Origin of the sequence: Virgisporangium ochraceum, from assembly GCF_016863655.1 — a bacterium.
GTDB lineage: Bacteria > Actinomycetota > Actinomycetes > Mycobacteriales > Micromonosporaceae > Virgisporangium > Virgisporangium ochraceum.
Genome location: NZ_BOPH01000010.1, coordinates 115762 through 131151, shown reverse-complemented (window position 1 = coordinate 131151; position 15390 = coordinate 115762). Strand labels below are relative to the sequence as shown.

The 15390-nt window shown below is 71.7% G+C and carries 12 protein-coding genes; 9 read left to right on the top strand and 3 right to left on the bottom strand.

Annotation, left to right across the window (positions count from 1 at the left end):
* Nucleotides 1–6: 6 nt before the first annotated feature.
* Nucleotides 7–969 (bottom strand): PP2C family protein-serine/threonine phosphatase, encoded by a 963-nt coding sequence (locus tag Voc01_RS04140; protein WP_203925888.1) that lies wholly within the window; start codon nucleotides 967–969, stop codon nucleotides 7–9.
* Nucleotides 970–1134: 165 nt separating this feature from the next.
* On the opposite strand from Voc01_RS04140, the gene Voc01_RS04135 reads away from it, so the two are divergent.
* Entirely contained in the window at nucleotides 1135–2073 is a 939-nt protein-coding gene (locus tag Voc01_RS04135; protein ID WP_203925887.1) for a threonine ammonia-lyase, read from the top strand.
* Nucleotides 2074–2196: 123 nt separating this feature from the next.
* Here the strand turns inward: Voc01_RS04135 and Voc01_RS04130 are convergent, their stop codons facing one another.
* Entirely contained in the window at nucleotides 2197–4278 is a 2082-nt protein-coding gene (locus Voc01_RS04130) for a S9 family peptidase (RefSeq protein WP_203925886.1), read from the bottom strand.
* Between the two features lie 123 nt (nucleotides 4279–4401).
* Here Voc01_RS04130 and Voc01_RS04125 point away from each other — a divergent pair, with 123 nt between their 5' ends.
* The 6 genes from Voc01_RS04125 to Voc01_RS04100 all read left to right on the top strand — a co-directional run bounded on the left by Voc01_RS04125 (nucleotide 4402) and on the right by Voc01_RS04100 (nucleotide 11405).
* The gene (locus Voc01_RS04125) at nucleotides 4402–5685 is read left to right on the top strand and encodes an FAD-binding oxidoreductase (protein ID WP_203925885.1); all 1284 of its coding nucleotides are present in this window, start codon (nucleotides 4402–4404) and stop codon (nucleotides 5683–5685) included.
* Between the two features lie 15 nt (nucleotides 5686–5700).
* Nucleotides 5701–7119 (top strand): adenylosuccinate lyase, encoded by a 1419-nt coding sequence (gene purB / locus Voc01_RS04120; RefSeq protein WP_203925884.1) that lies wholly within the window; start codon nucleotides 5701–5703, stop codon nucleotides 7117–7119.
* 143 nt (nucleotides 7120–7262) lie between these two features.
* Complete coding sequence (gene purS, locus Voc01_RS04115; RefSeq protein ID WP_203925883.1) at nucleotides 7263–7547, top strand: phosphoribosylformylglycinamidine synthase subunit PurS; 285 nt, start codon at nucleotides 7263–7265, stop codon at nucleotides 7545–7547.
* Entirely contained in the window at nucleotides 7544–8251 is a 708-nt protein-coding gene (gene purQ / locus Voc01_RS04110) for a phosphoribosylformylglycinamidine synthase subunit PurQ (RefSeq protein WP_203925882.1), read from the top strand. Before purS ends, purQ begins: the two co-directional genes overlap by 4 nt.
* On the top strand, nucleotides 8248–10662 hold the full coding sequence (purL, locus tag Voc01_RS04105; RefSeq protein ID WP_203925881.1) for a phosphoribosylformylglycinamidine synthase subunit PurL: 2415 nt from the start codon (nucleotides 8248–8250) through the stop codon (nucleotides 10660–10662). The genes purQ and purL overlap by 4 nt, the downstream gene beginning before the upstream one ends.
* Nucleotides 10659–11405 carry a 2-phosphosulfolactate phosphatase gene (locus Voc01_RS04100; protein WP_239159928.1) on the top strand — a complete coding sequence of 249 codons (747 nt, stop codon included), beginning with the start codon at nucleotides 10659–10661 and terminating at the stop codon, nucleotides 11403–11405. The genes purL and Voc01_RS04100 overlap by 4 nt, the downstream gene beginning before the upstream one ends.
* 22 nt (nucleotides 11406–11427) lie before the next feature.
* Here the strand turns inward: Voc01_RS04100 and Voc01_RS04095 are convergent, their stop codons facing one another.
* Nucleotides 11428–13020 carry a carboxypeptidase regulatory-like domain-containing protein gene (locus Voc01_RS04095; RefSeq protein ID WP_203925880.1) on the bottom strand — a complete coding sequence of 531 codons (1593 nt, stop codon included), beginning with the start codon at nucleotides 13018–13020 and terminating at the stop codon, nucleotides 11428–11430.
* 180 nt (nucleotides 13021–13200) lie between these two features.
* On the opposite strand from Voc01_RS04095, the gene Voc01_RS04090 reads away from it, so the two are divergent.
* Nucleotides 13201–13572: a sterol carrier family protein gene (locus tag Voc01_RS04090; RefSeq protein WP_239159932.1), complete on the top strand. Its 372-nt coding sequence runs from the start codon at nucleotides 13201–13203 to the stop codon at nucleotides 13570–13572.
* 215 nt (nucleotides 13573–13787) lie between these two features.
* Nucleotides 13788–15350 carry an amidophosphoribosyltransferase gene (gene purF / locus Voc01_RS04085; RefSeq protein WP_203925879.1) on the top strand — a complete coding sequence of 521 codons (1563 nt, stop codon included), beginning with the start codon at nucleotides 13788–13790 and terminating at the stop codon, nucleotides 15348–15350.
* Nucleotides 15351–15390: the final 40 nt, after the last annotated feature.

Sequence of the window (15390 nt, the reverse complement as noted above, 5' to 3'; positions counted from 1 at the left end):
GGACGGCTACCCCGTGGCGATGTACCACACACCTGCGGCTGCGAGCAGCGCCACGAGCACCACCACCAGCACCACCGTGAGCCGGTGGCCCGACGAGCCGCCGGCACCGCCGGCCGACGGCGGCGCGTCCCCTGAGATCAGCTCGGGGGTGGGCGCCGTGCGCGGCCGCGGGCTCAGGCGTTCGCCGTTGGGTTCGTCGGCCCGGTGCGACACCGCCGCCTGCGGGCGCAGTGCGTCGGGATCGGTGTCGTCGACCTCGCAGATGTCGGCGACGATCACCGTGATGTTGTCGGGACCGCCGGCCCGCAGCGCCAGGTCGATGAGACGCTCGGCGCACTCCTCCTGGTCGCGGTAGTCGCGCAGGACGTCGCCCATCGTGGCCATGCTGACCACGTTGCTGAGCCCGTCGCTGCACAGCAGGTACCGGTCGCCCGCCACCGCCTCGCGCACCGAGTAGTTGGGCTCGATCGGCTCGCCCTGCAGCACCTGCGTCACCAGCGACCGGTGCGGGTGGTGGCTGGCCTCCTCGGCCGTGATCGCACCCTCGTCGACGAGCATCTGGACGTAGGTGTGGTCCTTCGTCACCTGCCGCAGCCGCCCCTCGCGCAGGAGGTACGCCCGCGAGTCGCCGATGTGCACCATCGCGATCGTGCGGCCCGAGATGAGGAGAGCCGTCAGCGTGGTGCCCATGCCCCGCAGCTCGGGGTTGGCGTCGACGCCGTGCCGCAGCTCGTCGTTGGCCGCGACGACGGTTTCGTCGAGAGCGCCGATCATCGCCTCGTTGGGCACGTCCTGGTCGAGCTCGGACAGCTTGGTGATGACGACGCTGCTGGCCAGGTCGCCCGCGGCCATGCCGCCCATGCCGTCGGCGACGGCGAGCAGCCGCGGGCCCGCATACACGGAGTCCTGGTTGGACGACCGGACCAGGCCCGGATCCGTGCGCACCGCGTACCGCAGCGACAGCCCCATGAGTACCAGGCCTCTCCCCTTGACATCACGCAAGCCCAGTGGTGCAGGTGAGCCTACTGACTCCGGGCCGACCGGGCGACCAGAGGACGCTCATGCGCGTCCAATGGGCTGGATCTGGCCCACGACGACGCCGCCACCGGCGCGCGGCGGCCTAGGCTCACGGACATGGATCTTGTCACATTGACGGACGTACGGGCAGCGGCCGGGAACATCGAAGGTCGCGTGGTCCGGACCCCGTTGATCGCCGCGCCCTGGGCCGGCCCGCTGTGGCTGAAGCCGGAGAGCCTGCAGCCGATCGGCGCGTTCAAGCTGCGCGGCGCCTACCACGCGGTGGCGTCGCTGCCGGCCGACGTGCAGAAGAACGGCGTGGTCGCGCACTCCTCCGGCAACCACGCGCAGGCCCTCGCCTACGCCGCCCGCGACTACGGGATCCCGTGCGTGATCGTGATGCCCGACGCCGCCCTGCCCGCGAAGATCGCGGCGACCCGGGCACTCGGGGCCGAGGTGGTGCTGGTCGGGGCCACCGAGCGGCTCACCGAGGCGGCCGCGATCGCCGCCGACCGCGGCATGAGCCTGATCCCGCCGTTCGACCACCCCGACGTGATCGCCGGCCAGGGCACCGTCGGCCTGGAGATCCTCGACGATCTCGCCGAGGTGGCGTGCGTGCTGGTGCCCGTCGGCGGCGGCGGCCTGGCGAGCGGGGTCGCGGCCGCGGTGAAGGCGCTGCGTCCGGACGTCACGGTCGTCGGGGTCGAGCCGGAGCTCGCGGGGGACGCGGCGGAGAGCTTCGCTGCCGGGGAACTGCGCCAGTGGCCGTTGGAGAAGACCTACCGGACGATCGCCGACGGGTTGCGGACGAACCTGTCCGAGCGCACGTTCGCGCACCTCCGGACGTACGTCGACGAGATGCTCACCGTGTCGGAGAAGCAGATCGAGGACGCGATGGGGCGCATCGCCGTGGGCTCGCGCCTCGTCGCCGAACCGAGCGGTGCCGTCTCGGTGGCCGGCTACCTGGCCCATAGGGAGGTGTTGCCCCCCGGCCCCGCGGTAGCGGTGATCTCGGGCGGCAACGTGGACCCGTCTGTACTCGCGCGCGTCCTGTAACCCGCCGCGCTCCGGTTCGCGCGTCGATCTTGCAGTGGTGGCCGCCGCTAAATCGCTCAAATCACGAAATAGGGGCGGCCACAACTGCAAGATCGACGGGAAGGTGGGGGCGGCGGCGGGGGGTCAGCCGGCCAGGCCCAGGCGGTCGAGGGTCCAGGCCGTCATGAAGGCCTCTTCCTTCCATGCGTCGTAGCGGCCGCTCGGCCCGCCGTGCCCAGCGCCCATCTCGGTCTTGAGGAGCACGTTCGTGGCCGGCGCGGTCGCTCGGAGCTTCGCGACCCACTTGGCCGGCTCGTGGAACAGCACCCGGGTGTCGTTCAGGCTCGTCATGACCAGCAGAGCCGGGTACTGGCGGTCGGCGACGTTCTCGTACGGCGAGTACCCCTTCATGTACGCGTACACCTCGGGGCTCTCCAGCGGATTGCCCCACTCCTCCCACTCGATCACCGTGAGCGGCAGCGACGGGTCGAGGATCGTGTTCAGCGGGTCGACGAACGGCACCTGCGCCACGATCCCGGCGAACGACGTCGGCGCCAGGTTCGCCACCGCGCCCATGAGCAGGCCGCCGGCGGAGCCACCGCGGGCGATCAGCTTGTCGGCGCTGGTCCAGCCGGCCTTGACCAGGTGCTCGGCGCACGCCACGAAGTCGGTGAACGTGTTCCGCTTCGCCAGCAGCTTGCCGTCCTCGTACCAGCGCCGGCCCATCTCGCCGCCGCCGCGGATGTGGGCGACCGCGTACACGACGCCGCGGTCGATCAGCGACAGCCGCGGAATGGAGAACCACGGGTCCATCGACGCCTCGTACGAGCCGTAGCCGTAGATGAGCGCCGGTGCGCTGCCGTCGCGCGGGGTGCCGCGCCTGTAGACCAGCGAGATCGGCACCTTGGTGCCGTCGTCGGCGACGGCCCACTCGCGCGTCTGCTCGTACCGCTCCGGGTCGAACCCGCCCAGCACGGGCTTCTGCTTGCGCAGGGTGAGCGCGCCGGTGTCGAGGTCGCAGTCGTACACCGAGTCGGGGGTAACCAGCGAGGTGTAGGCGAGCCGGAAGACCGACGTGTCGTACTCGGCGTTGTCGCCCGGCTCGACGGTGTAGATCGGCTCGGGGAACGAGATGTCGTACTCGCTGCCGCCGTCGAGCGGCACCACGCGCAGCCCGGTGAGACCGTCGCGGCGCAGCGACACCACGAGGTGGCGGGCCAGCGCGTCGACGCTGATCAGCCGGGTGCCGGGCTGGTGCTCGATCAGCGTGGTCCAGCCGCCGGGCGCGTCGACCGACGTGTACGCGAGCTCGAAGTCCTCGGCGCCGTCGTTGTGCAGGATCAGGAACCGGTGACCGTGGTGCTCGACGTGGTACTCCACGCCCTGGCGGCGCGGCGCGATCAGCACCGGCTCCGCCGACGGGTCGTCGGCCGGGATGTACCGGGCCTCACTCGTGATCTTGCTGCTGCACTCGACGAGGATGAACTTCTCCGACCGGGTGAGCCCGACGCCCACCCAGAACCGCTCGTCGGGCTCCTCGTAGACCACCACGTCGTCCGACGACGGGGTGCCGACCACGTGCCGCCACACCTTGTTCGGCCGCCACGCGTCGTCGACGGTCAGGTAGAACAGCGTGGACCCGTCGGCCGACCAGGCCGATCCGTAGAACACGCCGGGCACCTCGTCGGCGAGCGTCTCGCCGCTGGCGAGGTCCTTGATCCGGAGCGTGAACCGCTCGTCGCCGCTGAAGTCGGTGGAGTAGGCCAGGCGCTGCCCGTCGGGGCTCACGCTCAGGGTGCCGAGCGCGAAGAACTCGCTGTCGCCGGCGAGGGCGTTGCCGTCGAGCATCACCTCCTCGCCGTCGAGAGGGGCACCGTCGGCGGGGACCGGCGGGGCGGTCTCACCGTCGAGCACGGCCCGCCGGCAGTGGATGGCGTACTGTTTGCCCTCCTCGGTGCGGGCGTAGTACCAATGTCCCTTCTTGCGCACAGGCAGGGACAGGTCGGTCTCCTTGGTACGGGTCTTGATCTCGGTGAAGACCGTCTCGCGGAGGCCGGCAAGGTGGGCGGTGGCCGCCTCGGTGTACTCGTTCTCGGCCGTCAGGTACGCGATCGTGTCGGGGTTCTCCTTGGAGAGCAGCCACGCGTACTCGTCGACGACCGTGTCGCCGTGGTGCGTGCGCTCGCTGGGGACCTTCTTCGCCACGGGCGGCTGCTGCGTCGTCACTCCGCAGACGTTACCGGTCACCGCCGTCATCCCGGTTGCGGTGCCGCCTTCTCGAACATATGTTCTATGGCGACCGGGCCGGAACCTTGGAAAGGTAGCTCCGGCAGGCCAGAGGGGGTGCCGGTGGCGTTGCTCGCGGAGTTGCAGGAGATCTGCGGGCGGGCGCACGTGCGCGCGGCCGGTTCCGGCGACACGGTGGCGGGCGTTCCGGCCGGGTTCGTCGCCACCCCGGGCAGCGCCGAGGAGCTGGCCGCGCTGGTCGGCCGCGCGGCCGACGACAAGCTGGCGGTCGTACCGGTGGGCGGCGGCACGAAGGCCGACTGGGGCGGCCCACCGTCCACTGTGGATCTCATCGTCGACACGGTGCGGCTGGCCGGGTGGCACCGGCACGAGGCCGGCGCGCTCACGGCCACCGTCGGCGCCGGCACCCGGCTGCGCGACCTCGACCCGTTGCTGCGGCCCACCGGGCAGCGGCTCGCGCTCGACCCGGCGTCGATGTGGGCCGGCGCCACGGTCGACGGCGCGCTGGCGGCGGCCGAGACCGGTCCGCTGCGGCACTTCACCGGTCCGGTCGGCAACCTGGTCGACGCGATCGGGTACGTCGACGCCGAGGGTTCGGTGCGCACGGTCTCCGGGTTGGCGGCGGCCGCGCTGTGCGGGTCGCTCGGCACCATGGGCATCATCGCCACGGTCACGTTGCGGCTGCATCCGCGCCCGCCGGCCACCGTGTGGCTGCGCCGCTCGGTGTCCAACCCGGCCGAGCTGTTCGAGCTGATGCTGCTGATGGAGACCACGCCGCTCGGTGTCGCCGCCGTCGAGGCAGACTGGCCGGCCGCCGATCCGGTGCTCGCGCGCATCCCGCGGCCGGCGACGGAGCGCACGGCCGGTGCCGCCGCGCGTCGGCCGGGTCCGGGATCGGTGGTGGTCCAGATCGAGGGGACCGGGGCGGGCGCCCACGACCGCGTCCGTACCGCCGCCACCCTCCTCGGCGGCGACGCGGGCCCGCTCCCGCAGCCACCGGCGTGGTGGGGGCGGCTGCCCGGCGGTCCCGACGACATCCTGCTCCGGCTGGGCGGGCCGCCGGCGGCGCTGAACGCGGTCGAGTACGCGTTGCGCGACGCCACCGCCGGCAGCGCCTCGATGCGCGGGTCGGTGGGCGCCGGGGTGATCGTCGCGTCGCTGCCGGGTCACCTCGCACCGCGCCGCGTGGTGAGCGTCATCGAGGCGACCCGGTACACGATGACGGGCCGCGACGGCTGGTGCACGCTGCTGCGCGGGCCGGCCGACGTGCACGCCGCGCTGCGGGCGTCCGATCCCGATCTTCCCGACGCCGCGCGCCGCAAGGCGGCCGCCGACCCCGACGGACGCTTCGCGCCCGGCCGCCTGCCGCTGCGCTCCCGGGGGTAGGCGAAGATTGGCGGCGTGATCCCTGACGTGCTCGCCAACCGTTACGCCTCGCCCGAGATGGTGACCATCTGGTCACCCGAGGAGAAGATCCGGGCCGAGCGCCGGCTGTGGCTGGCCGTGCTGCAGGCACAGGCCGACCTTGGCGTGCCGGTGCCCGACGGCGTGGTCGACGCCTACCGTGCCGTTCTCGACACCGTCGACCTGGCGAGCATCGCCGCCCGCGAGCGGGTCACCCGGCACGACGTGAAGGCGCGCATCGAGGAGTTCGCCGAGCTTGCCGGGCACGAGCACATCCACAAGGGCATGACCTCGCGTGACCTCACCGAGAACGTCGAGCAGCTGCAGGTCCGCGCGGGGTTGCTGCTCGTGCGTGACCGGGTGGTGGCCGCCCTGGCCCGGCTGGCCGAGCTCGCCGTCGCGCACACCGACCTGGTGATGGTGGGCCGCTCGCACAACGTCCCCGCGCAGGCCACCACGCTGGGCAAGCGCTTCGCGACGGCGGCGGAGGAGCTGCTGGTCGCCTACGAACGGCTGCGGGACCTGATCGACCGCTACCCGCTGCGCGGGATCAAGGGCCCGGTGGGCACGGCCGCGGACCAGCTCGACCTCTTCGACGGTGACGCGACCAGGGTGGCGACGCTCGAGGAGCGGGTGGCCCGGCATCTCGGGTTCGGTCGGGTGCTCGACAGCGTCGGCCAGGTGTACCCGCGGTCGCTCGACCTCGACGTGGTGTCGGCGCTGGTGCAGGCCGCCGGCGCACCGTCGTCGCTGGCCCTGACGATCCGGCTGATGGCCGGGCAGGAGCTGGCCACCGAGGGGTTCCGGCCCGGGCAGGTGGGCTCGTCGGCGATGCCGCACAAGATGAACACCCGCTCGTGCGAGCGGGTGAACGGGCTGGCCGTGGTGCTCCGCGGGTACCTGTCGATGGCCGGCGAGCTGGCCGGCGACCAGTGGAACGAGGGCGACGTCTCATGTTCGGTGGTGCGCCGGGTCGCCCTGCCGGGGTCGTTCTACGCGCTCGACGGTCTCTATTTGACATTTCTCACTGTTCTCGCCGAGTTCGGCGCCTACCCGGCGGTCGTCGCCCGCGAGCTCGACCGGTACCTGCCGTTCCTGGCAACCACGAAGATCCTCGTCGCGTCGGTGCGGAAAGGCATCGGCCGGGAGACCGCGCACGAGGTGATCAAGGAGCACTCGGTCGCGGTGGCGCTGGGCATGCGGGAGAAGGGCGCCGCTGCCAACGACCTGTTCGACCGGCTTGCCGCCGACGGGCGGCTGGGCCTGACCCGCGCCGAGATCGACACGCTGGTGGCCGATCCGGCCGCGTTCGTCGGGGCGGCGCCGGCTCAGGTGGCGGCGGTCGCGGCCCGTGTCGGTGCGGTCGTGGCCGATCACAGTGAGGCAGCTAAATACGTCCCACCACCCATTCTGTGACCCTTATTCATACCTCGATGGGTGGATTCACCCGGTACGGTGACCGCTGAGCAGGCCCGATGCGTGGGCGTCCGTACGCCGGCATCGAAGCGACGGGTAGGCTCGATCCGCTCCGTCCGCCGAACACGTCCAGGAGAAACGCAGTGGCCCGGGTCGTCGTCGACGTCATGCTGAAGCCCGAGATTCTCGACCCACAGGGGCAGGCGGTAGCAAACGCCCTCCCCAGGCTGGGGGTCACCGGGGTCACCTCGGTGCGTATCGGGAAGCGGATCGAACTCGAGTTCGACGGAGAACTCGATCTCGACCAAGCCCGCGAGATCGCCGACAAGTTGCTGGCCAACCCGGTGATCGAAGACTTTGTCATCCATGCGCCGGAGGCCCGCGCGAGCGGAGCGAGCGCATTTGGCACGGCCGAGGCGGAGAAATGACGCGCGTCGGCGTCGTCACGTTCCCCGGTTCGCTCGACGACCGTGACGCGCTGCGGGCCGTGCGCCTCGCCGGCGGCGAGGGCGTGGCGCTCTGGCACGACGACCCCGACCTGCAGGGCGTCGAGGCGGTGATCCTGCCCGGCGGGTTCTCCTACGGCGATTACCTGCGCTGCGGCGCGATCGCCCGGTTCGCGCCGGTGATGGAGTCGATCGTGAAGGCGGCCGGCGACGGCATGCCGGTGCTCGGCATCTGCAACGGCTTCCAGATCCTCTGCGAAGCGCACCTGCTGCCCGGTGGCCTGACCCGCAATCACCACCTGCACTTCCGCAACCGCGACCAGTGGCTGCGCGTCGAATCGGTCACCACGGCGTGGACCGGCCGGTTCGACGCCGGTCAGAACATCCTGATCCCGCTCAAGAGCGGCGAGGGCAGCTATGTCGCCGACGAGAAGACGCTCGACCTGCTCGAGTCGAGCGGTCGCATCGTGGCCCGCTACGTGCCGGGCAAGGGTCTGGCCGAGGGCGACCACAACCCGAACGGTTCGCTGCGCGACATCGCCGGTATCACGAACGAGGCCGGCAACGTCGTCGGCCTGATGCCGCATCCCGAGCACGCCGTCGAAGCGCTCACGGGCCCGTCCGTCGACGGCCTGGGCTTCTTCACCAGCGTGCTGAGCGCGCTCTCCGGAAAGGTTTCGGCGTGACCCTCCAGGAGCTCGACCGAGACGTCGAAGATCAGGACGGCCCCCGCTTCGACACCGTCGAAGACGCGGCGGCCACCCCCGACGACGACCAGCCCTATGCCGAGCTGGGCCTGCGCGACGACGAGTACCAGCGCATCCGCGACATCCTCGGCCGGCGGCCCACGCAGTCCGAGCTGGCGATGTACTCGATCATGTGGAGTGAGCACTGCTCCTACAAGTCGAGCAAGGTGCACCTGCGCCAGTTCAGCGAGAAGGCGCCGAAGTCCGACCGCATGCTCGCCGGCATCGGTGAGAACGCCGGCGTCATCAAGGTCTCCGACACGATCGCCGTGACGTTCAAGGTCGAGTCGCACAACCACCCGAGCTTCGTCGAGCCGCACCAGGGCGCGGCCACCGGCGTCGGCGGCATCGTCCGCGACATCATCGCGATGGGCGCGCGGCCGGTGGCCGTCATGGACCCGCTGCGGTTCGGTGCTGCCGACCACCCCGACACCCGCCGGGTGCTGCCCGGAGTGGTCGCCGGCATCGGCGGCTACGGCAACTGCCTCGGCCTGCCCAACATCGGCGGCGAGGTCGTGTTCGACCCGTGCTACCAGGGCAACCCGCTGGTCAACGCGCTGTGCGTCGGGGTGCTGCCGGTCGACCGGCTGCAGAAGAAGGAAGCCACCGGCGCCGGCAACGTCGTGGTGCTGCTCGGAGCGAAGACCGGTCGGGACGGCATCGGCGGCGTTTCCGTTCTGGCCAGTGCCACGTTCGACGACGAGAGCCAGGCCCGCCGTCCGAGCGTGCAGGTCGGCGACCCGTTCCTCGAGAAGCTGCTGATCGAGGCGTGCCTGGAGATCTACGACGCCGGGCTCCTCGTCGGCATCCAGGACCTCGGCGGCGCCGGGCTCACCTGTGCTCTCGCCGAGACCGCGGCCGCCGCCGGCACCGGCATGAAGATCGAGCTCGACCGCGTGCCGCTGCGCGAGCCGTCGATGCTGCCCCACGAGATCCTGGCGAGCGAGTCGCAGGAGCGCATGCTCCTGATCGTCGACCCGGCCAAGCTCGACGCGGTGCTCGCCGTCGCGCAGAAGTGGGGCCTGTTGGCCACCGCGCTGGGCGAGGTCACCGAGGGGCCGGCAGGAAGGCTCGTCATCTCGTGGCGCGGCAAGACGGTGGTCGATGTGCCGCCGGGGTCGCTGGCCGACGACGGCCCGGTCTACGCGCGTCCCATGCGCGAACCCAACGACCGCTTCCTGCTGCAGGCCGACCGCGCCGAGACGCTGCCCCGGCCGCGCACCGGCGACGACCTGCGCGAGACCCTGCTGCGCCTGGCCGCGAGCCCGAACCTGTGCGACAAGACCTGGGTCACCGAGCAGTACGACCGGTACGTGCTCGGCAACACGGTGCTCGCCCAGCCGGAGGACGCCGGTGTCGTGCGCATCGACGAGGAGAGCGGCCTCGGCATCGCGATCTCCGTCGACGGCAATGGCCGGTTCACCCGGCTCGACCCGTACCAGGGCGCGAAGCTGGCGCTGGCCGAGTCGTACCGCAACGTCGCCGTCACCGGCGCGGTGCCGGTGGCCGTCACCGACTGCCTGAACTTCGGCTCGCCCGAGGACCCGGCCGTCATGTGGCAGTTCGCCGAGGCCGTCCGCGGGCTCGCCGACGGCTGCCAGGAGCTCGGCATCCCGGTGACCGGCGGCAACGTCAGCTTCTACAACCAGACCGGCGCCGCCCCGATCCACCCGACGCCGATCGTCGGCGTGCTCGGCGTGCTCGACGACGTCGGTTACCGCACACCGATGGGTTTCAACGCCGACGGCGACGTCATCCTCCTGCTCGGCGAGACGCGGAACGAGTTCTCCGGCTCCGAGTGGGCCTGGGTGACGCACCAGCACCTCGGCGGCGAGCCGCCCAAGGTCGACCTGGCCGCGGAGAAGAAGCTGGGCACGCTGCTGGCCGACTCGGCGGTGCGCGGTCACGTCGGCGCCGCCCACGACCTCTCCGACGGTGGCCTGGCCCAGGCGCTGGTCGAGTCGTGCCTGCGCTACGGGCACGGCGCGGCGCTGCTGCTGCCCGACGACGTCGACCCGTTCACGCTGCTGTTCTCGGAGTCGACGGCGCGGGCGCTGGTGTCGGTGCCGCGCGGCCACGAGAAGGCGTTCACGGCGTTGTGCGCCGAGCGCGGGGTGCCGTACACGCCTCTCGGCGTGGTCGACTCCCGTGGCGGCGCGCTCGATGTCCGCGGGCAGTTCCGCATTCCGCTCGACGAGCTGCGTGCGGCCTGGTCCGGCACGCTGCCCGCGCTGTTCGGCGAGCAGGCCGGGCCGGCACCGGTCACCGCCGACGCGGCCGAGGAGCTGGTCGAGCTGCGCGCGGCGGCCGCACCGGCCGACGACGAGCGCGAGGAAGACGCCCCGGCTTGATCCAGGGCGGGACGTCGGTCCGGTTCGAGTGGGGCGTCACCGGCGCGGCCGAGCTCGCCCGCGACTGTGCCGCGTTGGTGCTGGTCGACGTGCTGTCGTTCAGCACGGCCGTCTGCGTGGCGGTCGAGCGGGGGATCCGGGTCCACCCGTTCCCGTGGGGTGAGCAGGCGCGCGCGTACGCCGAGCGGGTCGGTGCCGTGGTCGCCGTCGAGCGGGGAGCGGTCTCCGCCCGCCAGCCGTACTCGCTCTCGCCGGCGGCGCTGGCGAACGCGCCGGTGGTGCCCGACCTCGTGCTGCCGTCGCCGAACGGGTCGGCGATCTCCGCCGCCGCCGCGTCGACCGGCCTGCCCGTGGTGGCCGCCTGCTTCCGCAACGCGTCGGCGGTCGGCCGCTGGCTCCGGAGCCAGTCCTTCGGGACCCTTGACGCACCCGTCGGTGTGGTCGCGGCCGGCGAACGCTGGCCGGACGGCCAGCTCCGCCCCTGCGTGGAGGACCTGCTCGGCGCCGCCGCGGTGATCGACACCCTGGCCGACGTCGACACCTTGCTCAGCGTCGAGGCGGCCGTCGCACTGGCCGCCCTGGCCGGCGTACCCGACGTGGCGGCGGCGGTGCGTGGCAGCGAGTCGGGCCGCGAGCTTCTCGCCCGCGACTTCGCCGGCGACGTGGAACTGGCCGTCGAGCGCGACTGCTCCGCGGTGGTACCGACACTGACGGCCGGCGCATTCGCGCCGGCCGTCCAGTGATCACGTCTACTGCCGGGAGGGTCTACTCCGGCCAGTCGTTGGAGCGGCCGCGGCCGTTGCGGGGGTCACCGGCGTAGTCGCCGCCGCGGTCGTAGCCGCCGCCCTGGCCCTGGTAACCACCGCCGCGGCGACCGTAGTCGCCCTCGTCGTAGCCGCCGCCGTAGCCGTTGGCACCGCCACCGTTCGCCGCGCCGTTGGCGCCGCCTCCGTAGCCGCCGCCCCCGTACCCGTTGGCACCGCCGCCGTAGCCCGAACCGTTGGCACCGTACTCGGAGCCGTTGGCGCCGCCCTGGTAGACGCCGGTCGCCTGGTCGGCGTAGCCGCCTCCACCACCGCCGCCGTAGCCGCCACCGCGAGGCTCGTCGTAGCCGCCCTGCTGGGCGCCGTAGCCGCGGTCGTCACGGTAGCCGCCGCCGTTGCCGTACCCGTCGCCCCGACCGTTGCCGTTGCCGTAGCCAGCGTCGCCACCCCCGCCGTAGCCGGCCTGGGTGTCGTCGTAGCCGCCGCTGTAGGCGCCACCGACGCGGGTGGGTGCCGGAGCCGGGGCGGCGTACGGGTCGGGGAACTCGTCGAGCTGCTGCTGCGGGCCGACGATCGCGGTCTGGTCGTTGGCGTTCGAGTGGCCGCCGACCATCGTGCGGTCGTACGCGCCGGCACCGGCCGGCGCCATCTGCGGGTTGCCGCCGTACCCGTCGGCGTCTTCGCTCTCGCCGTCGTCCTTGCGGCGCATCACCAGGAGCACGATCGCGCCGATGCCGAGCAGCACGAGCAGCACACCCATGCCGATCAGCGCCCACGAGAGCATGCTCGGGCCTTCGCCGTCGCCGGACGTGTTCTGCTGCGCCACGGGCTCCGACGCCTCACCGCTCGGCTCGGTGGTGGGCTGCTGCTCCGACGCCACCGGCGCCGACGGTTCCGCGCTGGCCGCCGTGGGCTTCATGCGGATGTTCAGGGTGAGCGCCCGACCGGCCACCGCGGTCTGCGTGGCCGTCGCGTCGGTGAAGTTCTCCTTGGACGCGGTGACGGTGACCTGCCCGGCCACGATCGGCTTGTTGTTCGACGGCCTGATCGTGTACTTGCCCTGGTTGTTGGCCGTGGCGTCGTGCGTGTTGCCGGCACTGTCCTTCAGCGTGACCTGAGCGCCCGGCACACCGTCGCCGGTGGCCTGGTCGGTGACCGTGCCGTTCACCTCGGTGGCCGAGGCCGCCTGCTGCGGACCCTGCAGGGTGACGTTGACGCTGTCGTCTCCACCGTTGGCGTCGACGTTGATCGACCCTTCGCGGTTCTGCCCCGGCTGGAGGCTGCTCGGGTTCTTCGCGCTGATCGTGATGGTGACCCGCTGGTCGTTGTCCTGCTCGTCGAAGGCGTTGTCGTTGCAGCGGAGGCCGCCGCCGCTGGCGGAGCAACCGCCCGGGCCACTGAGAGTGACGTCGTTCCCCAGCCCGTTGACGGAGATGTTCGCCTCGGGATTCAGGGACTGCGGCGGGGTCAGCGTGATGGTGATCTGCTTCTGCTCGCCGGGCTTCAGCGTGAGCTGGCCCGGGTTGGCAGTCACGTTCGCGAGCGCGGGCGCGGCCGGCAGGAACAGCACGGCTCCGCTGACCAGTGCGCCCACTACGGCTGACCGCAGCAGGAGGCCTCGTCGTTGCGCAGTCACGTCAGTATCCCCTCCGGCATCGACGGCTATGATCTTGCACTTGCCTTCTTCACCGCAGCAAACTATGCCCTAGACTTCTGTCCGCGCGAAAGGCGACCGATGTTGCCTTCCTATTTCCCGCGGCCATATTGTCCAGGTGTGTCCGCTACGCGCCCAGAATATGAAGCTGTCTTAAGGCTTCTCACGGTGCTCGACGACGGTGTCGAACCGGACCGATCCACCTTACGCGCCGCCGTCCGGTGGTTGCTGGGGGCGCTTGCGTCCGCTAGTCCGGGCAGGTCGGTCGAGGTGCGGGTGCCGCCGTACGGGGCTGTGCAGTGTGTCCCTGGATTACGGCACACCCGCGGAACTCCACCGAATGTCGTGGAAATGGACCCGATCACCTGGGTCGAGGTGGCCACCGGTCGATCGAGTTGGGCCGACGCGGTGGCGGCGGGCCGCATCCGGGCCAGTGGCACGCGGGCCGACCTCAGCGAGTTCCTCCCGATCCGCCACGCCGAGGCGGGCTAGACCCGGTCAATGTGGGCACCACCAGCGCGGATGGCTGCCCGGCGGGGGAAAGCGCACCGCTGACCGTGCCTGTTCGCCGTGTGCTCACGTACACTGTGATCCGCGACGGCGACCCCCGGCGGGCACCGATCGCCCGGTGGTCTCTGACCTTCCCCAGTGAGATTCCCCGAACAGCCACCTCGCTACATCAAGCGCCTGACATTGAGGGAGCGGTAGTGCCCCGAGGCGATGGCCGGCTCAGCCACGACATCGACCCGCAAGGCCCTGGCCCGCAAGACGCCTGTGGCGTCTTCGGGGTCTGGGCCCCGGGCGAAGAGGTGGCGAAGCTCACCTACTTCGGTCTGTACGCGCTCCAACACCGTGGGCAGGAGGCGGCCGGCATCGCGGTCTCCGACGGTTCGGGCGTCACCGTCTTCAAGGACCTCGGCCTGGTGGCCCAGGTGTTCGACGAGCCGGCCCTCGCGTCGCTGCGCGGGTACCTCGCGGTCGGGCACACGCGGTACTCCACCACCGGCGGCTCCACGTGGGAGAACGCCCAGCCGACGCTGCGGGCCACGCCGTCCGGGTCGTCGACGATCGCGCTGGCGCACAACGGCAACCTCGTGAACACCGCCGAGCTCGCCGTGCGGGTGGCCGACCTCGGCCTCGCCGAGCCCGGTGTCACGTCCGACACCGCTCTGGTCACCGCGCTGCTCGCGGCCCGTCCCGACCTGTCGGTCGAGGCCGCCGCGCTCGAGGTCCTCCCGACGCTGCGCGGCGCGTTCAGCTTCGTCTTCATGGACGAGGACACGCTGTACGCGGCCCGTGACGCCAACGGCGTGCGTCCGCTGGTGCTCGGCCGGCTGGAGCGCGGCTGGGTGGTGGCCAGCGAGACCGCGGCGCTCGACATCGTCGGCGCGAGCGTGGTGCGGGAGATCGAGCCCGGCGAGCTGATCGCGATCAACGAGCACGGCCTGCGGTCGAGCCGGTTCGCGGCGCCCGACCCGAAGGGCTGCCTCTTCGAGTACGTGTACCTCGCCCGTCCCGACACCACGATCGTCGGTCGCAACGTGCACGCGGCGCGGGTCGAGATCGGACGCACGCTGGCCCGCGAGCACCCGGCCGAGGCCGACATGGTGATCCCGGTGCCCGAGTCGGGCACGCCGGCCGCGATCGGGTACGCCGCCGAGTCGGGCATCCCGTACGGCTCGGGTCTGGTCAAGAACGCCTACGTGGGCCGCACGTTCATCCAGCCGTCGCAGACGATCCGGCAGCTCGGCATCCGGCTCAAGCTCAACCCGCTGCGCGACAACGTCCGCGGCAAGCGGCTGGTCGTCGTCGACGACACGATCGTGCGCGGCAACACCCAGCGGGCGATCGTGCGCATGCTGCGCGAGTCGGGCGCGATCGAGGTGCACGTGCGCATCTCGGCGCCGCCGGTGAAGTGGCCGTGCTTCTACGGCATCGACTTCGCCACCCGGGCCGAGCTGCTGGCCAACGGCCTCGACCTGGAGGGCATCCGGCGCTCGATCGGCGCCGACTCGCTCGGCTACGTCTCGCTCGAAGGGCTCATCGCGGCCACCGAGCAGCCGAAGAGCCGGCTGTGCGCGGCCTGCTTCGACGGGCATTACCCGATCGACCTGCCGCCCGACAACGTCATCGGCAAGCACGTGCTGGAAGGGCTCGCGCGGGTCGCGGCCCAACCTCACGGAGCCGCGGTCGGTGTGGGTGCCGGTCCGGGCCCGGGCGTGGGCCTGGTGCCGAGCGCGGGTGGAGCCGACGCGCTCCAGCGGCCCTGACGCCGCGGATCCCGTCTCAGCTCCACCCGACCACCTCTCT